Origin of the sequence: Mesorhizobium sp. M1182, from assembly GCF_040318335.1 — a bacterium.
Taxonomy (GTDB): domain Bacteria; phylum Pseudomonadota; class Alphaproteobacteria; order Rhizobiales; family Rhizobiaceae; genus Mesorhizobium.
On the sequence record NZ_JAMYMD010000003.1, the window covers coordinates 296979 to 310901 of the forward strand.

At 61.3% G+C, this 13923-nt stretch carries 24 protein-coding genes and 1 other RNA gene; 12 read left to right on the plus strand and 13 right to left on the minus strand.

Annotated elements, in window-relative coordinates; all coding sequences use genetic code 11:
• Positions 1 to 14 precede the first annotated feature (14 nt).
• Entirely contained in the window at positions 15 to 236 is a 222-nt protein-coding gene (gene rpmE / locus NKH33_RS06415; RefSeq protein WP_006327661.1) for a 50S ribosomal protein L31, read from the plus strand.
• Positions 237 to 303: 67 nt separating this feature from the next.
• Here rpmE and NKH33_RS06420 read toward each other — a convergent pair whose 3' ends face one another.
• Positions 304 to 945, minus strand: coding sequence for a TetR/AcrR family transcriptional regulator (locus tag NKH33_RS06420; RefSeq protein ID WP_352918522.1), 642 nt, complete (start codon positions 943 to 945; stop codon positions 304 to 306).
• A 142-nt stretch (positions 946 to 1087) separates the two neighbouring features.
• On the opposite strand from NKH33_RS06420, the gene NKH33_RS06425 reads away from it, so the two are divergent.
• Positions 1088 to 1567, plus strand: a complete 480-nt coding sequence (locus tag NKH33_RS06425) for an anthrone oxygenase family protein (protein ID WP_352613351.1) — start codon at positions 1088 to 1090, stop codon at positions 1565 to 1567.
• A gap of 27 nt (positions 1568 to 1594) precedes the next feature.
• Here NKH33_RS06425 and NKH33_RS06430 read toward each other — a convergent pair whose 3' ends face one another.
• From NKH33_RS06430 to NKH33_RS06440, 3 genes are all read right to left on the minus strand, one after another.
• Positions 1595 to 1906, minus strand: coding sequence for an Rdx family protein (locus tag NKH33_RS06430; protein ID WP_352683337.1), 312 nt, complete (start codon positions 1904 to 1906; stop codon positions 1595 to 1597).
• Complete coding sequence (locus NKH33_RS06435) at positions 1903 to 2652, minus strand: YebC/PmpR family DNA-binding transcriptional regulator (RefSeq protein WP_352540320.1); 750 nt, start codon at positions 2650 to 2652, stop codon at positions 1903 to 1905. Before NKH33_RS06435 ends, NKH33_RS06430 begins: the two co-directional genes overlap by 4 nt.
• A gap of 238 nt (positions 2653 to 2890) precedes the next feature.
• Positions 2891 to 3214: an ArsR/SmtB family transcription factor gene (locus NKH33_RS06440; RefSeq protein ID WP_352918525.1), complete on the minus strand. Its 324-nt coding sequence runs from the start codon at positions 3212 to 3214 to the stop codon at positions 2891 to 2893.
• Positions 3215 to 3265: 51 nt separating this feature from the next.
• Between NKH33_RS06440 and NKH33_RS06445 the strand changes: the two genes are divergently transcribed.
• The 3 genes from NKH33_RS06445 to NKH33_RS06455 are packed head-to-tail and all read left to right on the plus strand — an operon-like array spanning position 3266 to position 4626.
• Positions 3266 to 3748: an SRPBCC domain-containing protein gene (locus tag NKH33_RS06445; RefSeq protein WP_352574684.1), complete on the plus strand. Its 483-nt coding sequence runs from the start codon at positions 3266 to 3268 to the stop codon at positions 3746 to 3748.
• 17 nt (positions 3749 to 3765) lie between these two features.
• Positions 3766 to 4128 (plus strand): VOC family protein, encoded by a 363-nt coding sequence (locus NKH33_RS06450; protein WP_352540322.1) that lies wholly within the window; start codon positions 3766 to 3768, stop codon positions 4126 to 4128.
• Positions 4129 to 4158: 30 nt separating this feature from the next.
• Entirely contained in the window at positions 4159 to 4626 is a 468-nt protein-coding gene (locus NKH33_RS06455) for an SRPBCC family protein (RefSeq protein ID WP_352831307.1), read from the plus strand.
• Positions 4627 to 4668: 42 nt separating this feature from the next.
• Here NKH33_RS06455 and NKH33_RS06460 read toward each other — a convergent pair whose 3' ends face one another.
• The 6 genes from NKH33_RS06460 to ssrS all read right to left on the minus strand — a co-directional run bounded on the left by NKH33_RS06460 (position 4669) and on the right by ssrS (position 7900).
• Entirely contained in the window at positions 4669 to 4956 is a 288-nt protein-coding gene (locus NKH33_RS06460) for a BrnA antitoxin family protein (protein ID WP_352450852.1), read from the minus strand.
• 56 nt (positions 4957 to 5012) lie between these two features.
• Positions 5013 to 5219 carry a BrnT family toxin gene (locus NKH33_RS06465; RefSeq protein WP_352768394.1) on the minus strand — a complete coding sequence of 69 codons (207 nt, stop codon included), beginning with the start codon at positions 5217 to 5219 and terminating at the stop codon, positions 5013 to 5015.
• Between the two features lie 53 nt (positions 5220 to 5272).
• Entirely contained in the window at positions 5273 to 6040 is a 768-nt protein-coding gene (locus tag NKH33_RS06470; RefSeq protein WP_352454918.1) for a TerC family protein, read from the minus strand.
• 70 nt (positions 6041 to 6110) lie between these two features.
• Positions 6111 to 6935, minus strand: coding sequence for a TIGR00282 family metallophosphoesterase (locus tag NKH33_RS06475; protein ID WP_352831305.1), 825 nt, complete (start codon positions 6933 to 6935; stop codon positions 6111 to 6113).
• Between the two features lie 81 nt (positions 6936 to 7016).
• A complete protein-coding gene (locus tag NKH33_RS06480; protein WP_352450855.1) occupies positions 7017 to 7604 on the minus strand; it encodes a 5-formyltetrahydrofolate cyclo-ligase in 588 nt (195 codons plus the stop codon).
• A 140-nt stretch (positions 7605 to 7744) separates the two neighbouring features.
• Positions 7745 to 7900, minus strand: a non-coding RNA gene (gene ssrS / locus NKH33_RS06485) — 6S RNA.
• A 176-nt stretch (positions 7901 to 8076) separates the two neighbouring features.
• On the opposite strand from ssrS, the gene NKH33_RS06490 reads away from it, so the two are divergent.
• The 7 genes from NKH33_RS06490 to msrB all read left to right on the plus strand — a co-directional run bounded on the left by NKH33_RS06490 (position 8077) and on the right by msrB (position 12672).
• On the plus strand, positions 8077 to 8916 hold the full coding sequence (locus NKH33_RS06490) for an AAA family ATPase (protein WP_352471229.1): 840 nt from the start codon (positions 8077 to 8079) through the stop codon (positions 8914 to 8916).
• Between the two features lie 103 nt (positions 8917 to 9019).
• Positions 9020 to 9466 carry a GNAT family N-acetyltransferase gene (locus NKH33_RS06495; RefSeq protein ID WP_352918527.1) on the plus strand — a complete coding sequence of 149 codons (447 nt, stop codon included), beginning with the start codon at positions 9020 to 9022 and terminating at the stop codon, positions 9464 to 9466.
• A gap of 61 nt (positions 9467 to 9527) precedes the next feature.
• A complete protein-coding gene (locus NKH33_RS06500) occupies positions 9528 to 9722 on the plus strand; it encodes a type II toxin-antitoxin system HicA family toxin (RefSeq protein ID WP_126104508.1) in 195 nt (64 codons plus the stop codon).
• A gap of 9 nt (positions 9723 to 9731) precedes the next feature.
• Positions 9732 to 10136 (plus strand): type II toxin-antitoxin system HicB family antitoxin, encoded by a 405-nt coding sequence (locus NKH33_RS06505; protein WP_352471230.1) that lies wholly within the window; start codon positions 9732 to 9734, stop codon positions 10134 to 10136.
• Positions 10137 to 10145: 9 nt separating this feature from the next.
• Positions 10146 to 11336 (plus strand): vWA domain-containing protein, encoded by a 1191-nt coding sequence (locus NKH33_RS06510; protein ID WP_352918529.1) that lies wholly within the window; start codon positions 10146 to 10148, stop codon positions 11334 to 11336.
• Entirely contained in the window at positions 11337 to 12158 is an 822-nt protein-coding gene (locus tag NKH33_RS06515) for an MBL fold metallo-hydrolase (protein ID WP_352918531.1), read from the plus strand. It begins immediately after the preceding gene.
• 109 nt (positions 12159 to 12267) lie between these two features.
• The gene (msrB, locus tag NKH33_RS06520; RefSeq protein ID WP_027152870.1) at positions 12268 to 12672 is read left to right on the plus strand and encodes a peptide-methionine (R)-S-oxide reductase MsrB; all 405 of its coding nucleotides are present in this window, start codon (positions 12268 to 12270) and stop codon (positions 12670 to 12672) included.
• Positions 12673 to 12675: 3 nt separating this feature from the next.
• On the opposite strand, the gene NKH33_RS06525 is transcribed toward msrB, so the two are convergent.
• The 3 genes from NKH33_RS06525 to NKH33_RS06535 all read right to left on the minus strand — a co-directional run bounded on the left by NKH33_RS06525 (position 12676) and on the right by NKH33_RS06535 (position 13822).
• Complete coding sequence (locus NKH33_RS06525) at positions 12676 to 12990, minus strand: hypothetical protein (RefSeq protein ID WP_023678043.1); 315 nt, start codon at positions 12988 to 12990, stop codon at positions 12676 to 12678.
• Positions 12991 to 13059: 69 nt separating this feature from the next.
• Positions 13060 to 13500, minus strand: a complete 441-nt coding sequence (locus NKH33_RS06530; RefSeq protein ID WP_352683328.1) for a hypothetical protein — start codon at positions 13498 to 13500, stop codon at positions 13060 to 13062.
• Between the two features lie 61 nt (positions 13501 to 13561).
• Positions 13562 to 13822: a DUF2312 domain-containing protein gene (locus NKH33_RS06535; RefSeq protein WP_023719653.1), complete on the minus strand. Its 261-nt coding sequence runs from the start codon at positions 13820 to 13822 to the stop codon at positions 13562 to 13564.
• Between the last annotated feature and the right edge of the window lie 101 nt (positions 13823 to 13923).

Genomic DNA, 13923 nt, shown 5'->3' on the forward strand with positions numbered 1-13923 from the left:
CCAGGAACAGACCCATGAAGACCGATATCCATCCCGACTACCACACCATCAAGGTCGTCATGACCGACGGCACCGAATACATGACCCGTTCGACCTGGGGCAAGGAAGGCGATACGATGAATCTCGATATCGACCCGACCACCCACCCGGCCTGGACCGGCGGCCAGCAGACCCTGCTCGACCGCGGTGGCCGCCTGTCGAAGTTCAAGAAGCGCTTCGAAGGTTTCGGCCTCTAAGCCAACGACCTTTCGTACATCGAAAACCCGCCCCTCGTGGCGGGTTTTTTGTTGCCTAGGCGCGGGCCTACCGATCGAGCAACTCCCGCAGCGCCATCCGCTTGTAGGCGGCAACCAGCCGGTCGCCTTCTTGCCGCCCGACCGAGATCGCCAGCCGCATTGCGGCCTCGCCCATCTGCCAGATTAGAAACGCCGTCGTTTCGAGCGCTTCCGGATCGGCGGATGGCCGCAGCCGTTTCAGCACGGCTGTAAGGAATTCGGCGTTGGCCCGGCTATCGGCAAGCTCGAGTTCGCGCAACGCCTTGTCGGCCTGCGTGCCCGACCAGATGTCGCGCATCACCGGCTCCGCCAGGAACATTCCGTAGTAGATATCCACCAGTTCCGAAAATGCCCGGCGCAGGCCTTCGGCGTCATTGACCTCGGCTAGCGCTGCCGCAATGCAGGCCTGGCTTTCGGCGGTGTAGCGTTCGGCCAGCGCCCAGATGAGCGCCCTCTTGTCGGGGAAGAACTGGTAGAGCGAGCCGATCGACACGCCGGCCCTCTCGGCCACCTCGCCCATGCGCATGGCGTCGCTGCCTTGCTCGGCGATCAACGCCGAGGCGGCGGCCAGCATGCGCTCGACCCGCTCGCGGCTGCGCTGCTGGCTCGGCGCCCGGCGCGGCGATGCGATCTGGCCGTTCTGTGAATCCGATACGGCAGAGCCTCCCATCACTGTCTCCAGACGAACAATCAACAAATTGCCTTGACTCGCAAAATACGAGGGTTTATCACGTTTTGCAAACATGAGGATTATTCACATTTGGTGGGCGTGCCAATCAAATTGCTCGAACCCCGAAACCGGAGGAACTGACATGATCATGAAACTGCTTCCCACCCTCACCTTCGTCGCTGCCATTGGCTCAGGCGTTGCCGGCGGCGTTTTCTTCGCCTTCTCCAACTTTATCATGCCGGCGCTCGCCCGCTTGCCTGCCGGAGGCGGCATCGCCGCCATGAATTCGATCAACATCACCGTGATTACGCCGGCATTCATGACCGCGCTTTTCGGCACCGGGCTGGTCTGTCTTGTCCTTGCCGCCGGCGCTCTTATCGGCTGGAGCCAACCGGGTTCGTTCTGGCTCCTCGCCGGCGCCCTGATCTACCTCGTCGGCAACCCAATCGTGACGATGATGTTCAACGTGCCGCTTAACAACGCCCTGGCCGCGGTCGATCCGGCAAGCGCCAACGGCGCCGCGGTATGGGCCACCTATCTCAGGGACTGGGTGATGTGGAACCATGTCCGCACCATCACCGCCATCGTGGCGCTGGGCTGCTTCATCTTCGCATGGCGGTGAATGCAGGACGGAAGTCCTAAAAGGCCGTCAGGCAGGGTCTTTTGACTTATGGCCCTTGCGGTCGGCATGGCCCAGATCGCGATCCGGATCGATGACGTCGCGAACCAGTTGCTTGAGCTTTGCGGCGTCGGGAAAACCGCCGTCACGCTTGCGGTCCCAGACCAGCGTATCATTGCAGGAAATGGTGAAGATGCCGCCGGTGCCGGGCACCAGCGTCACTTCGCCCAGATCGGTGCCGAAGGTCGACAGCAGCTCCTGCGCCATCCAGCCGGCCCTGAGCAGCCACAGGCACTGCGTGCAATAGGTGATGCGGACTGTGGGCAGCGCGTGTTGGATCATGCCGCGCTGAGCTTTGCCAAGGTCTCCTCGTCGACCTCGAAATTGGCGTAGACGCTCTGCACGTCGTCGTCGTCCTCGAGCGTCGCAACCAGCTTCATCAGCGATTGTGCCCGCTCCTCGTCGACCGCGATATTGGTCTGCGGCTTCCAGATCGGCTTCACCGATTCAGCCTCTCCGAGCGCGCCCTCCAGCGCCTTCGACACTTCGCCGAGATTCTCGAAAGCGCAGTAGATCGTGTGGCCGTCCTCGTCCGACTGGACGTCGTCGGCGCCGGCCTCGATCGCCGCGTCCATCACCTTCTCGGCGCTGCCGGCCGATGCCGGATAGTAGATCTCGCCGACGCGGTCCCACATGAACGATACCGAGCCGGTCTCGCCCATCGCCCCGCCCGCCTTGGTGAAGGCAGCGCGCACATTCGACGCCGAGCGGTTGCGGTTGTCGGTCAGCGCCTCGACGATCAGCGCGACGCCGCCTGGCCCGTAACCCTCGTAGCGCACGGCTTCGTAGGTCTCGGCATCGCCCATCGACGCCTTGTTGATGGCGCGCTGGATATTGTCCTTCGGCATCGACACCGCCTTGGCGTTCTGCACCGCAAGGCGCAGGCGCGGGTTCATCGATGGATCGGGCGTGCCGCTCTTGGCGGCGACGGTGATTTCGCGCGCCAGCTTGGAAAACATTTTCGACCGCACCGCATCCTGGCGGCCCTTGCGGTGCATGATGTTCTTGAACTGTGAATGGCCAGCCATGGCACCCCTGTCATCTTCTCGGCTAGAGCATCTGCCGCCTGGTGAACCACCCGGCATCTTGCAAAAATGCTCGAATTCAAAATTTCGGAACGTCCTGCTGCGTCCCTGACGGACGGACGGCGCTCGCTGTCGGAATGGCCGGCTTATAGATAAATCGGCTCAATTCGTCCAGCCGCGCCATTGCTGCCGGCACGCAAGGCTTTCAAGATCCGAAAATCGGCAGGCTTCGGCAAACCTTTCATCCCTCAAGATCGGATTTCAGCCGGTCGAGGATGCCGATCGCGTGCGTGGCATATTGACTGATCCAGCGGTCGTGGATGTGCTTGATCGGCAGCGCGTTGAGATGGTTCCAGCGTTCGCGCCCCTCGCGCCGCGCCACGACCAGGTCGGCCTCCTCCAGCACCTTCAGGTGCAGCATGACCGTGCAACGGTCCATGTCGGGGAAGGCATCGCACAACATGCCGGTGGTCTGCGGCGCATCCTTCAGCCGGTCGAGCAACGCACGCCGGCGCGGATGCGCCAGCGCCTTGAAAACATCGTCGTCCCGCGATTGGCTTGACATGTTATATTTCTATAACATATCATTGAGCCATTCAAGGAAGGAGCTGTGGATATGTCTCTTGGATTCAGGGTTTCTGGCCGCATCGGCAAACCCGTCGCCGAAGTCTTCGATGCGGTCGTCAATCCGAAGAAACTTAGCGGCTACTTCACCACGATCGGCGGCGCCAGCGCACTGCTGGTGGCGGGCGCCACCGTCATCTGGTGGGGCAAGGTTCCCGTCGAGGTCGACGAGGTGAAGAAAGACAGCCGCATCGTGCTGCGCTGGGATGCCACCGACGCCGACGGCAAGCCAGCCTACAAGACCCGCATCGAGATGAATTTCGAGCCGCTCGACGATGGCGGCACCTTCGTCACCATCGCCGAAACCGGCTGGCACGAGAACGCGGTCGGCCTGAAGAAATCCTACCTCAATTGCGAGGGCTGGTCGCAGATGCTGGCCTGCATGAAGGCCTATGTCGAATACGGCATCAATCTGCGCGACGGCTATTACCGCAGCGAGATGAAGGGCGAGCCGGCCAACGAGAACAACATCTGAGAGCAAATGGAGTAAGAATGACCGCGAAGATCACCGGCGGCATCAACATCGCGATGAAGGTCCCGCCACATCAATACCAGGCAACGATCGCCTTCTATCGCGACGTCATCGGCCTGAAGCCATTCACGGCCAAATCGCCGGCCATCGGGTTCGAACTCGGTCCCAATCGACTGTGGATCGACGAGGCGCCGATGATGAGCCAGGCCGAGATCTGGCTGGAACTGTTCACCGATGATTTTCCAGGCGCGGCGGAGCATCTCGCCGAGGCCGGCGTCGTGCGCTGCGATGCCATCGAGGCACTGGGTGAAGGCTTTCGCGGCGGCTGGATCACCAATCCGGCCAACATCATTCACCTCGTACGCGAACCCGATGCCTGGTGAACAGGGCGGCGCCGTGGAAAGGAGGACGCTATGAAAATCCGTGAAACACCGACCGCCGAAGCCGGCATGCTGATAAGGCGGCCGGTCGCCGACGTATTCGAAGCCTTCGTCGATCCGGCGATCACGACGAAGTTCTGGTTCACCCATGGCAGCAACAGGCTGGACAGCGGCAACAAAGTTCGCTGGGAATGGCGCATGTATGGCGTCTCGACGACGATCAATGTCAGTGAGATCGTCGATAACAAGAAGATCGTCATGCAATGGAGCGATCCGCCGACTACGGTGGTCTGGACTTTCGAGGAGATGCCGGGCAACACGACCTTTGTCGAGGTCCGCAATTTCGGCTTTGCCGGCAGCCCTGACGAGCAGGTCAAGCAGGCGATCGGCTCGACCGGCGGTTTTGCGCTGGTGCTCGCCGGCGCCAAGGCGTGGCTGGAGCAAGGCGTGATGCTCGGCCTGATCGGCGACCGCCACCCGAAGGACGTTCCAGCAAATTAAGTAACGGCGAGCCAAGATCGGCTGGCAACAGACCGCGAATGCTCAGGAACGCCGCTTTTCCTGCTCTAGCACATGACGGCGGAGCACGCGGTTGATCTCCGTTTGATAGCCACCGCCTTCGACATGCTCCTTGAACCAGGACAGCACATCAGCGTCAAGCCGAATGGTCACCGGCTGCTTTAGTGGCCGGTAGAGGTGCCCTCGGCGAGCATGAACCCAATTCTCGGCCGAAGTTTCCGGAATGTCGGACGTGTCAATTTCGCTGTCAGGCAAATCTGCCAAATTGGCGAGCTGGTTGCGCTGATCTTGGCTAAGTTCCTTCCTGCTCATAGCGCCTCCATTCATGCGGCGTTGCTTTCCGGACACCGACAATCCGAATTCGTTCCTCATCTTCGAGATCGGGATAAGTGTGAACAACGAGCAGTACCACCAGCCCTCATCCCGATCGCATGCCACCTTTGCTCGCCATCTTCAAACCGGTCAGGCACAATCAGATGAAGCGGATCCTTGAAGACATCTTTGGCGAGATCGAACGCAACACCATGCTTCGCACGGTTGCGCTTGGCCTTCTCGGGATCCCATCCAAATCGCAATATGGCGGCACCGTTATTTACAAAATTGTACGCACAATTCTGTAAGAGTCAAGTCAATGCCCGCCCCCGCCCTTTGCCTTCTTCCGCCGCCGAGCCAGCATGTTGAGCCCTTCGACCAAGGCCGAAAAACCCATGGCGGCGTAGATGTAGCCTTTCGGCACGTGGTAACCCATGCCGTCGGCGATCAGCGTCATGCCGATCATCAGCAGGAAGCCGAGGGCCAGCATGACGATGCTGGGGTTCCTGGCGATGAAATCGGCCAGCGGCCCGGCCGCCAGCATCATCACGCTCACCGCCACGATCACCGCGATGTACATGATCGCGATTTCGTCGGTCATGCCGACGGCGGTGATGATCGAGTCGATCGAGAAGACGAGGTCGAGCAGCAATATCTGGAAAATCGCGCCGGCCAGCGAAAGCTGCAGCGTCTCGCCCATCATGGTGTCCTGGTGATCATCGAGATCAACCGTGTGGTGGATCTCCTTGGTCGCCTTCCAGACGAGAAACAGGCCGCCGGCGATCAGGATCAGGTCGCGCCATGAAAAGCCGTGGCCGAAGGCGGTGAATATCGGCGTCGTCAGTTGGACGATGATCGAGATGGTGGCCAGCAGGATCAGCCGCATCACCAGCGCGGCGGATATGCCGAGCCGCCGGGCGCGGGCCCGCTGCGCTACCGGCAATTTGTTGGTCAGGATCGAGATGAAGATCAGATTGTCGATGCCGAGCACGACCTCCAGCACGACCAGCGTCAGCAGCGCGACCCATGCCGTCGGGTCGGAGACAAAGGCGAAATGCGGCGCCAGGAATTCGACTAGCTGCATGGAGGTCGTCCCCTCTACGATCTAGAGCAGTTTCGCCGGCAATTGGGTACTGCAAGCGTCCATATCAATGTCACGACCAGAAGGATGGCGCCGTTTCCTCCAGCCGCGGGCCGCGGCGAAACGGCGCGATCCGTTCGGTCAGGCCGCTACGGTCGGAAATGTCGACGCCGACGCCGCACAATGTCGCCGGTCCGGTCGACGCCTCGAAGCGGCCTTTCGGCACCTTGGACAGGAACCGGTTGAGCGGCTCCTCCTTGTCCATGCCGAGCGAGGAATCGTAATCGCCGCACATGCCGGCATCGGAAATATAACCGGTGCCGCCATTGAGGATCTGGTGATCGCCGGTCGGCTGATGCGTGTGGGTGCCGACAACAAGGCTGGCACGGCCGTCGACAAAGTGGGCGAAACACATTTTTTCCGAGGTCGCCTCGGCATGGAAATCGATGACGATCGCATCGGCCTGCTCACCAAGCGGACAAGCGGCAAGTTCGCGCTCGCCGGCCTGGAACGGATCGTCGAGCTCGGGATGCATGAACACCCGGCCCATGATGTTGGCGACCAGCACGCGCGCGCCGTTCCTGGCGACGTAGACGCCTGAGCCGCGCCCCGGCGTACCCTTGGGGAAATTGGACGGACGCAGGAAGCGCTCTTCGCGCGGCGCGAAAATCAGCGCATCGCGCTGGTCCCAGACATGGTTGCCGGTGGTGACGACATCGGCGCCGGCCGAGATCGTCTCGCGAAAAATTTCCTCGGTGATGCCGAAGCCGCCGGCGGCGTTCTCGCCATTGACGATGACGAAGTCGAGCTTGAAATCCGAGATCAGGCCAGGCAGTTGTTCCCACACCGCCGTACGTCCTGTCTTGCCGACCATGTCGCCGAGGAAGAGAAGTCTCATATAAGCGTGATCCCGAACCGAAGGTCAGCGAAGCAAAAAGCTGCATGACTTTCGGAAAAGACCATGCGTCCAGGAACTTATCTACAATTTCGGCGCGAACCGGCGCAACCCGCTCTCGGTGAGTATTTCCGGAATGATCACGTCATGCGGCTCGTCCGGCACCAGGGCCACCTCCTGGCAGTCGAAGGCAATGCCGATCAGCCGCGGCTGCTGCCCCTTGTCGGCCAGCCGCGCGATCGCCCGGTCATAATAGCCGGCGCCGTAACCGATGCGGTGGCCGCGCGCATCGAAGGCGGCAAGCGGCACCAGCATCATTTGGGGATCGAGCACCTCGGCTTCCTCATGCGGCCCGACGGTGCCGAAGCCCATGTCGATCATCGGCGCGCCGCGCACCAGTTCGCGAAAAACGATGGTGGTCTTGTTGAGGATGGCCGGCAGGCAGAGCCTTGCCCCCTTTTCGCGCAAGGCAAACATCAGCGGCCGGACGTCGACTTCCGAGCGCATCGGCCAGAAGCCTGAGACGATCTGGGCCGGCTCGACCGTGATCCGGTCGCGCGCCGTCTCGGCCATTTCGAGTGCTGCCTCCACCCGCCAGAAAGGATCGAGCGCGTCGCGGCGCCCGAGGGCTTGGTTGCGGAGAGTTTTTTTCAGGTCTTTTGGGGATGTCATGCGCCGACGTTAGAAAAGGTCAGATTTGGATGGAGTTTTACGAGCGACGTTTTGGAGGAGCGGGGCGAGCTTTCGTTCGTGAGAGCACCGCACAAAGCGGCGCGACGACAAGATCCGCCAGACATTGCCTTTTCGACAGGTGACGATCCACACAACCGGTGGAGAGAGCGATCCCGGGAACCTACAAAGTAGGTGGGCGCCGTATGAGAAAACCCACGGGTCTTCCCAGGGACAGCTCCCTAGGGATCATTAAGGCCCCGGGGAAAATGTTCTCCTGCCGGGAAGCGCAGACCGTCTCCGCCAATATAGGCAGACGGCAGACCAAGCGCCAGAGAGACGACATGTTTCGAGTCTTAAATCGACGCAGAACCGCTCGACGAGGGTCGCGCCGGCAAGATCCCCGCTTTGCCAGCAGCGCCTTGCACAGCGAAGGCCGCCTCCTTAGGGTCGCGCGATGAACCCGGGAGCAAAAATGCGTTTTGAAGGCACGGCAGCCTATGTCGCCGACAAGGATCTGATGGTGGCGGTCAACGCGGCGATCGCGCTCGAGCGGCCGTTGCTGGTCAAGGGCGAGCCCGGTACCGGCAAGACCGAACTTGCCCGCCAGGTGGCGGCGGCGCTCGGCCTCGATCTGATCGAATGGCATGTCAAATCGACCACGCGGGCGCAGCAGGGCCTCTATGAATATGATGCCGTCTCGCGGCTGCGCGACAGCCAGCTCGGCGACGAGCGCTTCAACGACATCCGCAATTACATCAAGCGCGGCAAGCTGTGGGACGCCTTTGCTGCCGGCAAGAAAGTCGTGCTTCTGATCGACGAGATCGACAAGGCCGATATCGAGTTCCCCAACGATCTGTTGCAGGAACTGGATCGGATGGAGTTCTTCGTCTACGAGACCGGCGAGACCATCCGTGCCACCGTCCGGCCGATCGTCATCATCACCTCCAACAACGAAAAAGAGCTGCCGGACGCCTTCCTGCGCCGCTGCTTCTTCCACTACATCCGCTTTCCCGACGTCGAGACGCTGCACAAAATCGTCGACGTGCACTATCCCGGCATCAAGCAGAACCTGGTGCGCGCCGCACTCACGCAATTCTATGAAATCCGTGACGTGCCGGGCCTCAAGAAGAAGCCGTCGACCTCCGAGGCACTCGACTGGATCCGCCTGCTGGTCGCCGACGAGATCGCGCCCGAGGACCTGCGCGCCGACCCGAAGAACGTGCTGCCCAAGCTGCACGGCGCCTTGCTGAAGAACGAACAGGACGTGCATCTGTTCGAGCGCCTGGCCTTCATGGCGAGACGGCAGGGGTGAGGGGCCGACGAAAGCCGCCGGACAGCGCTTTCCCGGTGCTGGACCGTTGCCGCCGGCGAGGCGTGAAGGCAGCTTCGGGTTGCCGACTTCAGAGGGAAATGAAATGACCGAGATCACCATCCGCCCGCTTGTGCAATCCGACCACGCCGATTGGCGGCGTCTTTGGACCGCCTATCTCACCTTCTACGAAACCAAGCTGCCGGAAGAGGTTTACGCCGTCACCTGGAAGCGGCTGTTCACGGCGGGCGAGTTCGAGCCGAAAGGCTTCATCGCCACCCTCGACGGCAAGGCCGTCGGCCTGACGCACTATCTCTACCATCGCTCCTGCTGGTCGCAGATAAACAACTGCTATCTGCAGGACCTGTTCGCCGACCCCGATGTACGCGGCAAGGGCGTCGGCGCCGCCCTGATCGAAGCGGTCAAGCAGGAAGCCGGCAAGATCGGCGTCAAGAACGTCTACTGGATGACCCACGAAACCAACACCACGGCACGCAAGCTCTACGACCACGTGGCGCGGCGGACCGGCTTCATCGAGTACGATCTGCTATGATGAAGCCAACGATTGAAATAATCACCTGTGCGCAATATATTGCGCATGATCAGGGGCGACAGTGCCGCTGATCGAGACCAACACGCGCAAGATTGTCACGAGGCTTTTACGTGACGGCTGGGTGAACGTAGGCGGCGGCAAACACGAGAAGTACGAGCATCCGGAAAGGCCGGAGATCATGATTATCGTGCCGCGGCATCGCGAACAATCTCTGGGTGTTGCGCGGTCGATCGCCCGGCTTGCTGGATGGATTTAAGGACGAATCATGACGCACTATGTCGGAATTCTTGACGGCGCAGATGAAGTCTGGGGAGTGCGGGTGCCTGATCTTCCCGGATGTCACGGCGGTGGCGCAAGTCCCGAAGAGGCGATAGCCGATGCGACTTCTGCCGTTCGCGAATGGGCAGAGACACGAATGGCGAAGAACTTGCCCTTGCCCGCGGCGCGCACTGTGGCAGATCTGCTCCGACTGGGCGAAATCGATAGCGCTGCCGGTGAATCCGCCGTGATGATCCCTGTGCTGATCGATTCCGGACGGCCTGTCCGGGCCAATCTGTCGCTCGACGCAGGTCTTTTGGCGGCAATCGACGAAGAAGCGGGTCGGCGTGGTCTGACGCGTTCCGCCTTTATCGCTAGCGCCGCACGGGAGAAGATCGAGGGACACAGATAAAGTCGGACCATGTTCATCCCCTTCTTCCTCGAACTGGAGGCAGCGCGGGTTCCCGTCTCGCTCCGCGAATATCTGTCGCTGCTGGAGGGGTTGGAAGCCGGGCTGGTCGACTATGATGTCGAGGGCTTTTACTATCTCGCCCGCGCCGCTCTGGTGAAGGACGAGCGCCACATCGACCGCTTCGACCAGGTCTTTTCGCACATCTTCAAAGGTGTCGAGGCGCAGGCTGGCGAAAACGCGGTCGATGTCGCAAACATCCCGGAGGGATGGCTGCGGAGGCTCGCCGAAAAGCACCTGACCGACGAGGAGAAGAAGCTGATCGAGGCGCTGGGCGGCTTCGGAAAGCTGATGGAGACGCTGAAGAAGCGGTTGGAGGAGCAAAAGGGCCGGCATCAGGGTGGTTCGAAATGGATCGGCACCGGCGGCACCTCGCCGTTCGGCGCCTATGGCTACAATCCCGAAGGCGTGCGCATCGGCCAGCACGAAAGCCGCAACCGCCGCGCGGTAAAAGTCTGGGACAAACGCGAGTTCAGGAATTTCGATGACGCCGTCGAACTCGGCACCCGCAACATCAAGGTCGCGCTGAAGCGCTTGCGCCGCTGGGTGCGCGAAGGCGCCGAACAGGAATTCGACCTGCCCGGCACCATCCACGCCACCGCCGAGCACGGTTATCTTGACGTTAAGACACAACCCGAACGTCGCAATGCCGTGAAGCTGCTGATGTTCTTCGATGTCGGCGGCTCGATGGACGACCATGTCAGGAGTGTCGAGGAGCTGTTTTCGGCCGCCCGCGCCGAGTTCCGCCAGCTCGAATATTTCTATTTCCACAACTGCCTCTACGAAGGCGTGTGGAAGGACAATCGCCGCCGCCATGCCGAGGTGATTCCGACCTTCGATCTCCTCCATAAATATGGCCCCGACTACAAGGTGATCGTCGTCGGCGACGCCTCGATGAGCCCCTATGAGATCGCCCAACCCGGCGGCTCGGTCGAGCATTGGAACAAGGAGGCTGGCGCCGTCTGGTTCGGCAGGCTGCTGCAGCAATGGCCGAACGCCATTTGGCTCAATCCGGAAGACGCGAAGAACTGGGGTTTTACCCATTCGATTGCCATGATCCACGATATTTTTGGCGGCCGCATGTTTCCGCTGACGCTCGCCGGCCTCGAAGCCGCGACGAAGCAACTTTCAAGGAAGCACTGAATGGATCCACGCAAAACAGGACGGTCGACCTGTTTCCTTTGCCTGCAATGCGGTGTCCAGTTCGCGGCGACAGCGACGCCGCCGCGACATTGCCCGATCTGCGAGGACGAGCGGCAATATGTGCGCTGGGAGGGCCAGGCCTGGACCACGCCGGAAGAGCTCGCCGCCGGCCATCGGGTCGTGATCAAGGATGATGCCGGCGTGCTCGCCTTCGGCATCGAGCCACGCTTCGCTATCGGCCAGCGCGCATTGCTGGCGCAAACGCCGCAGGGCAATGTGCTGTGGGACTGCATCTCGATGGTCAGCGACGAGGCGGTGGCCGAGATCAACCGCCGGGGCGGCCTGGCCGCCATCGCCATTTCGCACTGCCATTATTATTCGGCAATGGTCGAGTGGAGCGAGGCGTTTGGCGGCGTGCCGATTTATCTGCACGCCCATGATCGTCAGTGGATCATGCGGCCGCATCCGGCAATCATCAGTTGGGAAGGCGAGATGCGCGCCATAAACCCGTCGCTGACGCTCATCCGCTGCGGCGGCCACTTTGCCGGTGGCCAGGTACTGCACTGGAAGCGCGACCGCGGCAATGCCATCCTGGCCGGCGACATCCTGCAGGTGACGCCGACCCGCCGTCATGTCAGCTTCATGTACAGCTATCCGAACTATATCCCGCTCAACGCGACGAAAGTGCTCGGCATCAAGGCCGCGCTGGAGCCTTTCGCGTTCGACCATATCTACGGCGCATGGTGGAACCAGAACGTCATCGGAGATGCAAAGGCAGCATTTTCAGCATCGGTTGCGCGCTATCTCGCGGCCATCGCCTGAGGGATTCTTCGCAGCAGGATAGGAAATACGAGCAAACGCCGTAACAAATGCCTATTTCAGGCGAAGTTGCGAAGGCAACCCAAATAGCGACATAAGCTAAGAGAAAAAAATGGACAGCCACACCTACCCCGTTACCCGCACCGATGCCGAATGGCGCGCCCGGCTGACGCCTGAGCAATATGCGGTGATGCGCAACCACGGCACCGAGCGGCCGGGAAGCTGCGCCCTGCTGCACGAGAAGCGCGCCGGCACCTTCTCCTGCGTCGGCTGCGACCAGCCCTTGTTTGAATCCAAGCTGAAATTCGAGAGCGGCACCGGCTGGCCGAGCTTCAACGACCCAGTGCCGGGTTCGGTCGAGACCACCGTCGACCGCAGCTACGGCATGGTCCGCACCGAATGCCATTGCGCCCGCTGCGGCAGCCATCTCGGCCATGTCTTCGAGGACGGCCCGCCACCGACCGGTCTGCGCTATTGCATCAACGGCGTGGCGCTCAAATTCGAGCCGGCCGCCTGATCGTCAGGCCACAACCACCAGGATCAGCCACAACGTGGCGCCAAGAGTCATCAGCGAGGCCATGACGCCACTCGATTTTCCGGCAGTTCGCCAAACGGCAAAGGTCAGGAAGATATTGTAGGGCACCGGCGCGAAATGCACCGCCAGGACGAGCGCAAGCGGCAGCTTCAATCCTAGCAGAATGAGCGCCGCCACCGACGACGCGACGTTGATCGCTGTGCCGACAACGACCAGGTCGCGCCAGAACAGCCGATCGAGCGGCACGCCGCCGAACCAGCGTGAGCGGAAGAAAGCGGCAACGCGCGACATGATCGTCATCGATCGACCGGCTCCCTGGCTGCTCACCAGAGCAACCCTTCCACAAGGATTGCGTCTGGAAACCCTGCTTTATTCCTGACCCAGAACGTCGGCAATCGCGCGCTCGAAACGTGAGGCTTCCGTCACCAGCCAGTCGGTCATCGCCGGCCAATTGTCCTCGGCAAAACAATTCACCCGCCACATCGAATTGATGCCGAGGCCGTCGCAACTTTGTTCTGGCCTGAGCTTCAGCCTGTCTTCGATGGCCGGCTGGAACGGCTTCAACCGCGACCAGGCTTGCGTGGCACCGAACTTCTCGTTGCGGCCGAAGAAGACGCCGACATGATTGTGCGCAGGCGCGACATACATGGAAAGGACCAACGCGAAATCGGGCAGCCCACGCTGCCAGAACCACGGTCCGCGCCTCGCCAACAGAGCCCTTTCATCCGGATGCCGTTCCGCGAACAGCGTCCAGAAGCTGCGTTGGCGGAATTCAGAGGCGCGGCGGGCGCCAAAATCGAATTCGCTCATGGCTGGAATCCATGGTCAGAACCGCTTCTCCCGCGATCGTCTCCGGCGCCGATGCCGGCCTTTACACCATGCCGAGCGCAGCCTTGTACAGATCGAGGATGGATTCCTCTTCCTGCCGCTCGGCCTGGTCCTTCTTGCGCAGCCTGATGATCGACCGCATCGCCTTGGTGTCGAATCCGGTGCCCTTGGCCTCGGCGAACACTTCCTTGATGTCGTCGGCAATCGTCTTCTTCTCTTCCTCGAGCCGCTCGATTCGTTCGATGAAGGCGCGCAGCTGGCCGGCGGCAACAGTCTGGCTGGTCTCGGTGATGTCGTCGGCCATATTCTTCTCTCCGCGTCGTTTCCCGCCGCGACTCGGGGTGACCCGAGCGGCGAATTGCAGCGGTTCGATGCCCGACCGGGCGCGGCGGGTCAAGGTACTAT

Coding starts and splice junctions, on each gene's coding strand:
- NKH33_RS06475 (WP_352831305.1), bottom strand. CDS start 6,935: ATGAGACTTCTCTTCCTCGGCGACATGGTCGGCAAGACAGGACGTACG.
- NKH33_RS06530 (WP_352683328.1), bottom strand. CDS start 13,500: ATGAGCGAATTCGATTTTGGCGCCCGCCGCGCCTCTGAATTCCGCCAA.
- NKH33_RS06460 (WP_352450852.1), bottom strand. CDS start 4,956: ATGAGCAGGAAGGAACTTAGCCAAGATCAGCGCAACCAGCTCGCCAAT.
- msrB (WP_027152870.1), top strand. CDS start 12,268: ATGGACAGCCACACCTACCCCGTTACCCGCACCGATGCCGAATGGCGC.
- NKH33_RS06430 (WP_352683337.1), bottom strand. CDS start 1,906: ATGATCCAACACGCGCTGCCCACAGTCCGCATCACCTATTGCACGCAG.
- NKH33_RS06510 (WP_352918529.1), top strand. CDS start 10,146: ATGTTCATCCCCTTCTTCCTCGAACTGGAGGCAGCGCGGGTTCCCGTC.
- NKH33_RS06435 (WP_352540320.1), bottom strand. CDS start 2,652: ATGGCTGGCCATTCACAGTTCAAGAACATCATGCACCGCAAGGGCCGC.
- NKH33_RS06420 (WP_352918522.1), bottom strand. CDS start 945: ATGGGAGGCTCTGCCGTATCGGATTCACAGAACGGCCAGATCGCATCG.
- NKH33_RS06445 (WP_352574684.1), top strand. CDS start 3,266: ATGTCTCTTGGATTCAGGGTTTCTGGCCGCATCGGCAAACCCGTCGCC.
- NKH33_RS06440 (WP_352918525.1), bottom strand. CDS start 3,214: ATGTCAAGCCAATCGCGGGACGACGATGTTTTCAAGGCGCTGGCGCAT.
- NKH33_RS06525 (WP_023678043.1), bottom strand. CDS start 12,990: ATGACGATCATGTCGCGCGTTGCCGCTTTCTTCCGCTCACGCTGGTTC.
- NKH33_RS06490 (WP_352471229.1), top strand. CDS start 8,077: ATGCGTTTTGAAGGCACGGCAGCCTATGTCGCCGACAAGGATCTGATG.
- NKH33_RS06505 (WP_352471230.1), top strand. CDS start 9,732: ATGACGCACTATGTCGGAATTCTTGACGGCGCAGATGAAGTCTGGGGA.
- NKH33_RS06470 (WP_352454918.1), bottom strand. CDS start 6,040: ATGCAGCTAGTCGAATTCCTGGCGCCGCATTTCGCCTTTGTCTCCGAC.
- NKH33_RS06535 (WP_023719653.1), bottom strand. CDS start 13,822: ATGGCCGACGACATCACCGAGACCAGCCAGACTGTTGCCGCCGGCCAG.
- NKH33_RS06480 (WP_352450855.1), bottom strand. CDS start 7,604: ATGACATCCCCAAAAGACCTGAAAAAAACTCTCCGCAACCAAGCCCTC.
- NKH33_RS06425 (WP_352613351.1), top strand. CDS start 1,088: ATGATCATGAAACTGCTTCCCACCCTCACCTTCGTCGCTGCCATTGGC.
- NKH33_RS06515 (WP_352918531.1), top strand. CDS start 11,337: ATGGATCCACGCAAAACAGGACGGTCGACCTGTTTCCTTTGCCTGCAA.
- rpmE (WP_006327661.1), top strand. CDS start 15: ATGAAGACCGATATCCATCCCGACTACCACACCATCAAGGTCGTCATG.
- NKH33_RS06455 (WP_352831307.1), top strand. CDS start 4,159: ATGAAAATCCGTGAAACACCGACCGCCGAAGCCGGCATGCTGATAAGG.
- NKH33_RS06495 (WP_352918527.1), top strand. CDS start 9,020: ATGACCGAGATCACCATCCGCCCGCTTGTGCAATCCGACCACGCCGAT.
- NKH33_RS06450 (WP_352540322.1), top strand. CDS start 3,766: ATGACCGCGAAGATCACCGGCGGCATCAACATCGCGATGAAGGTCCCG.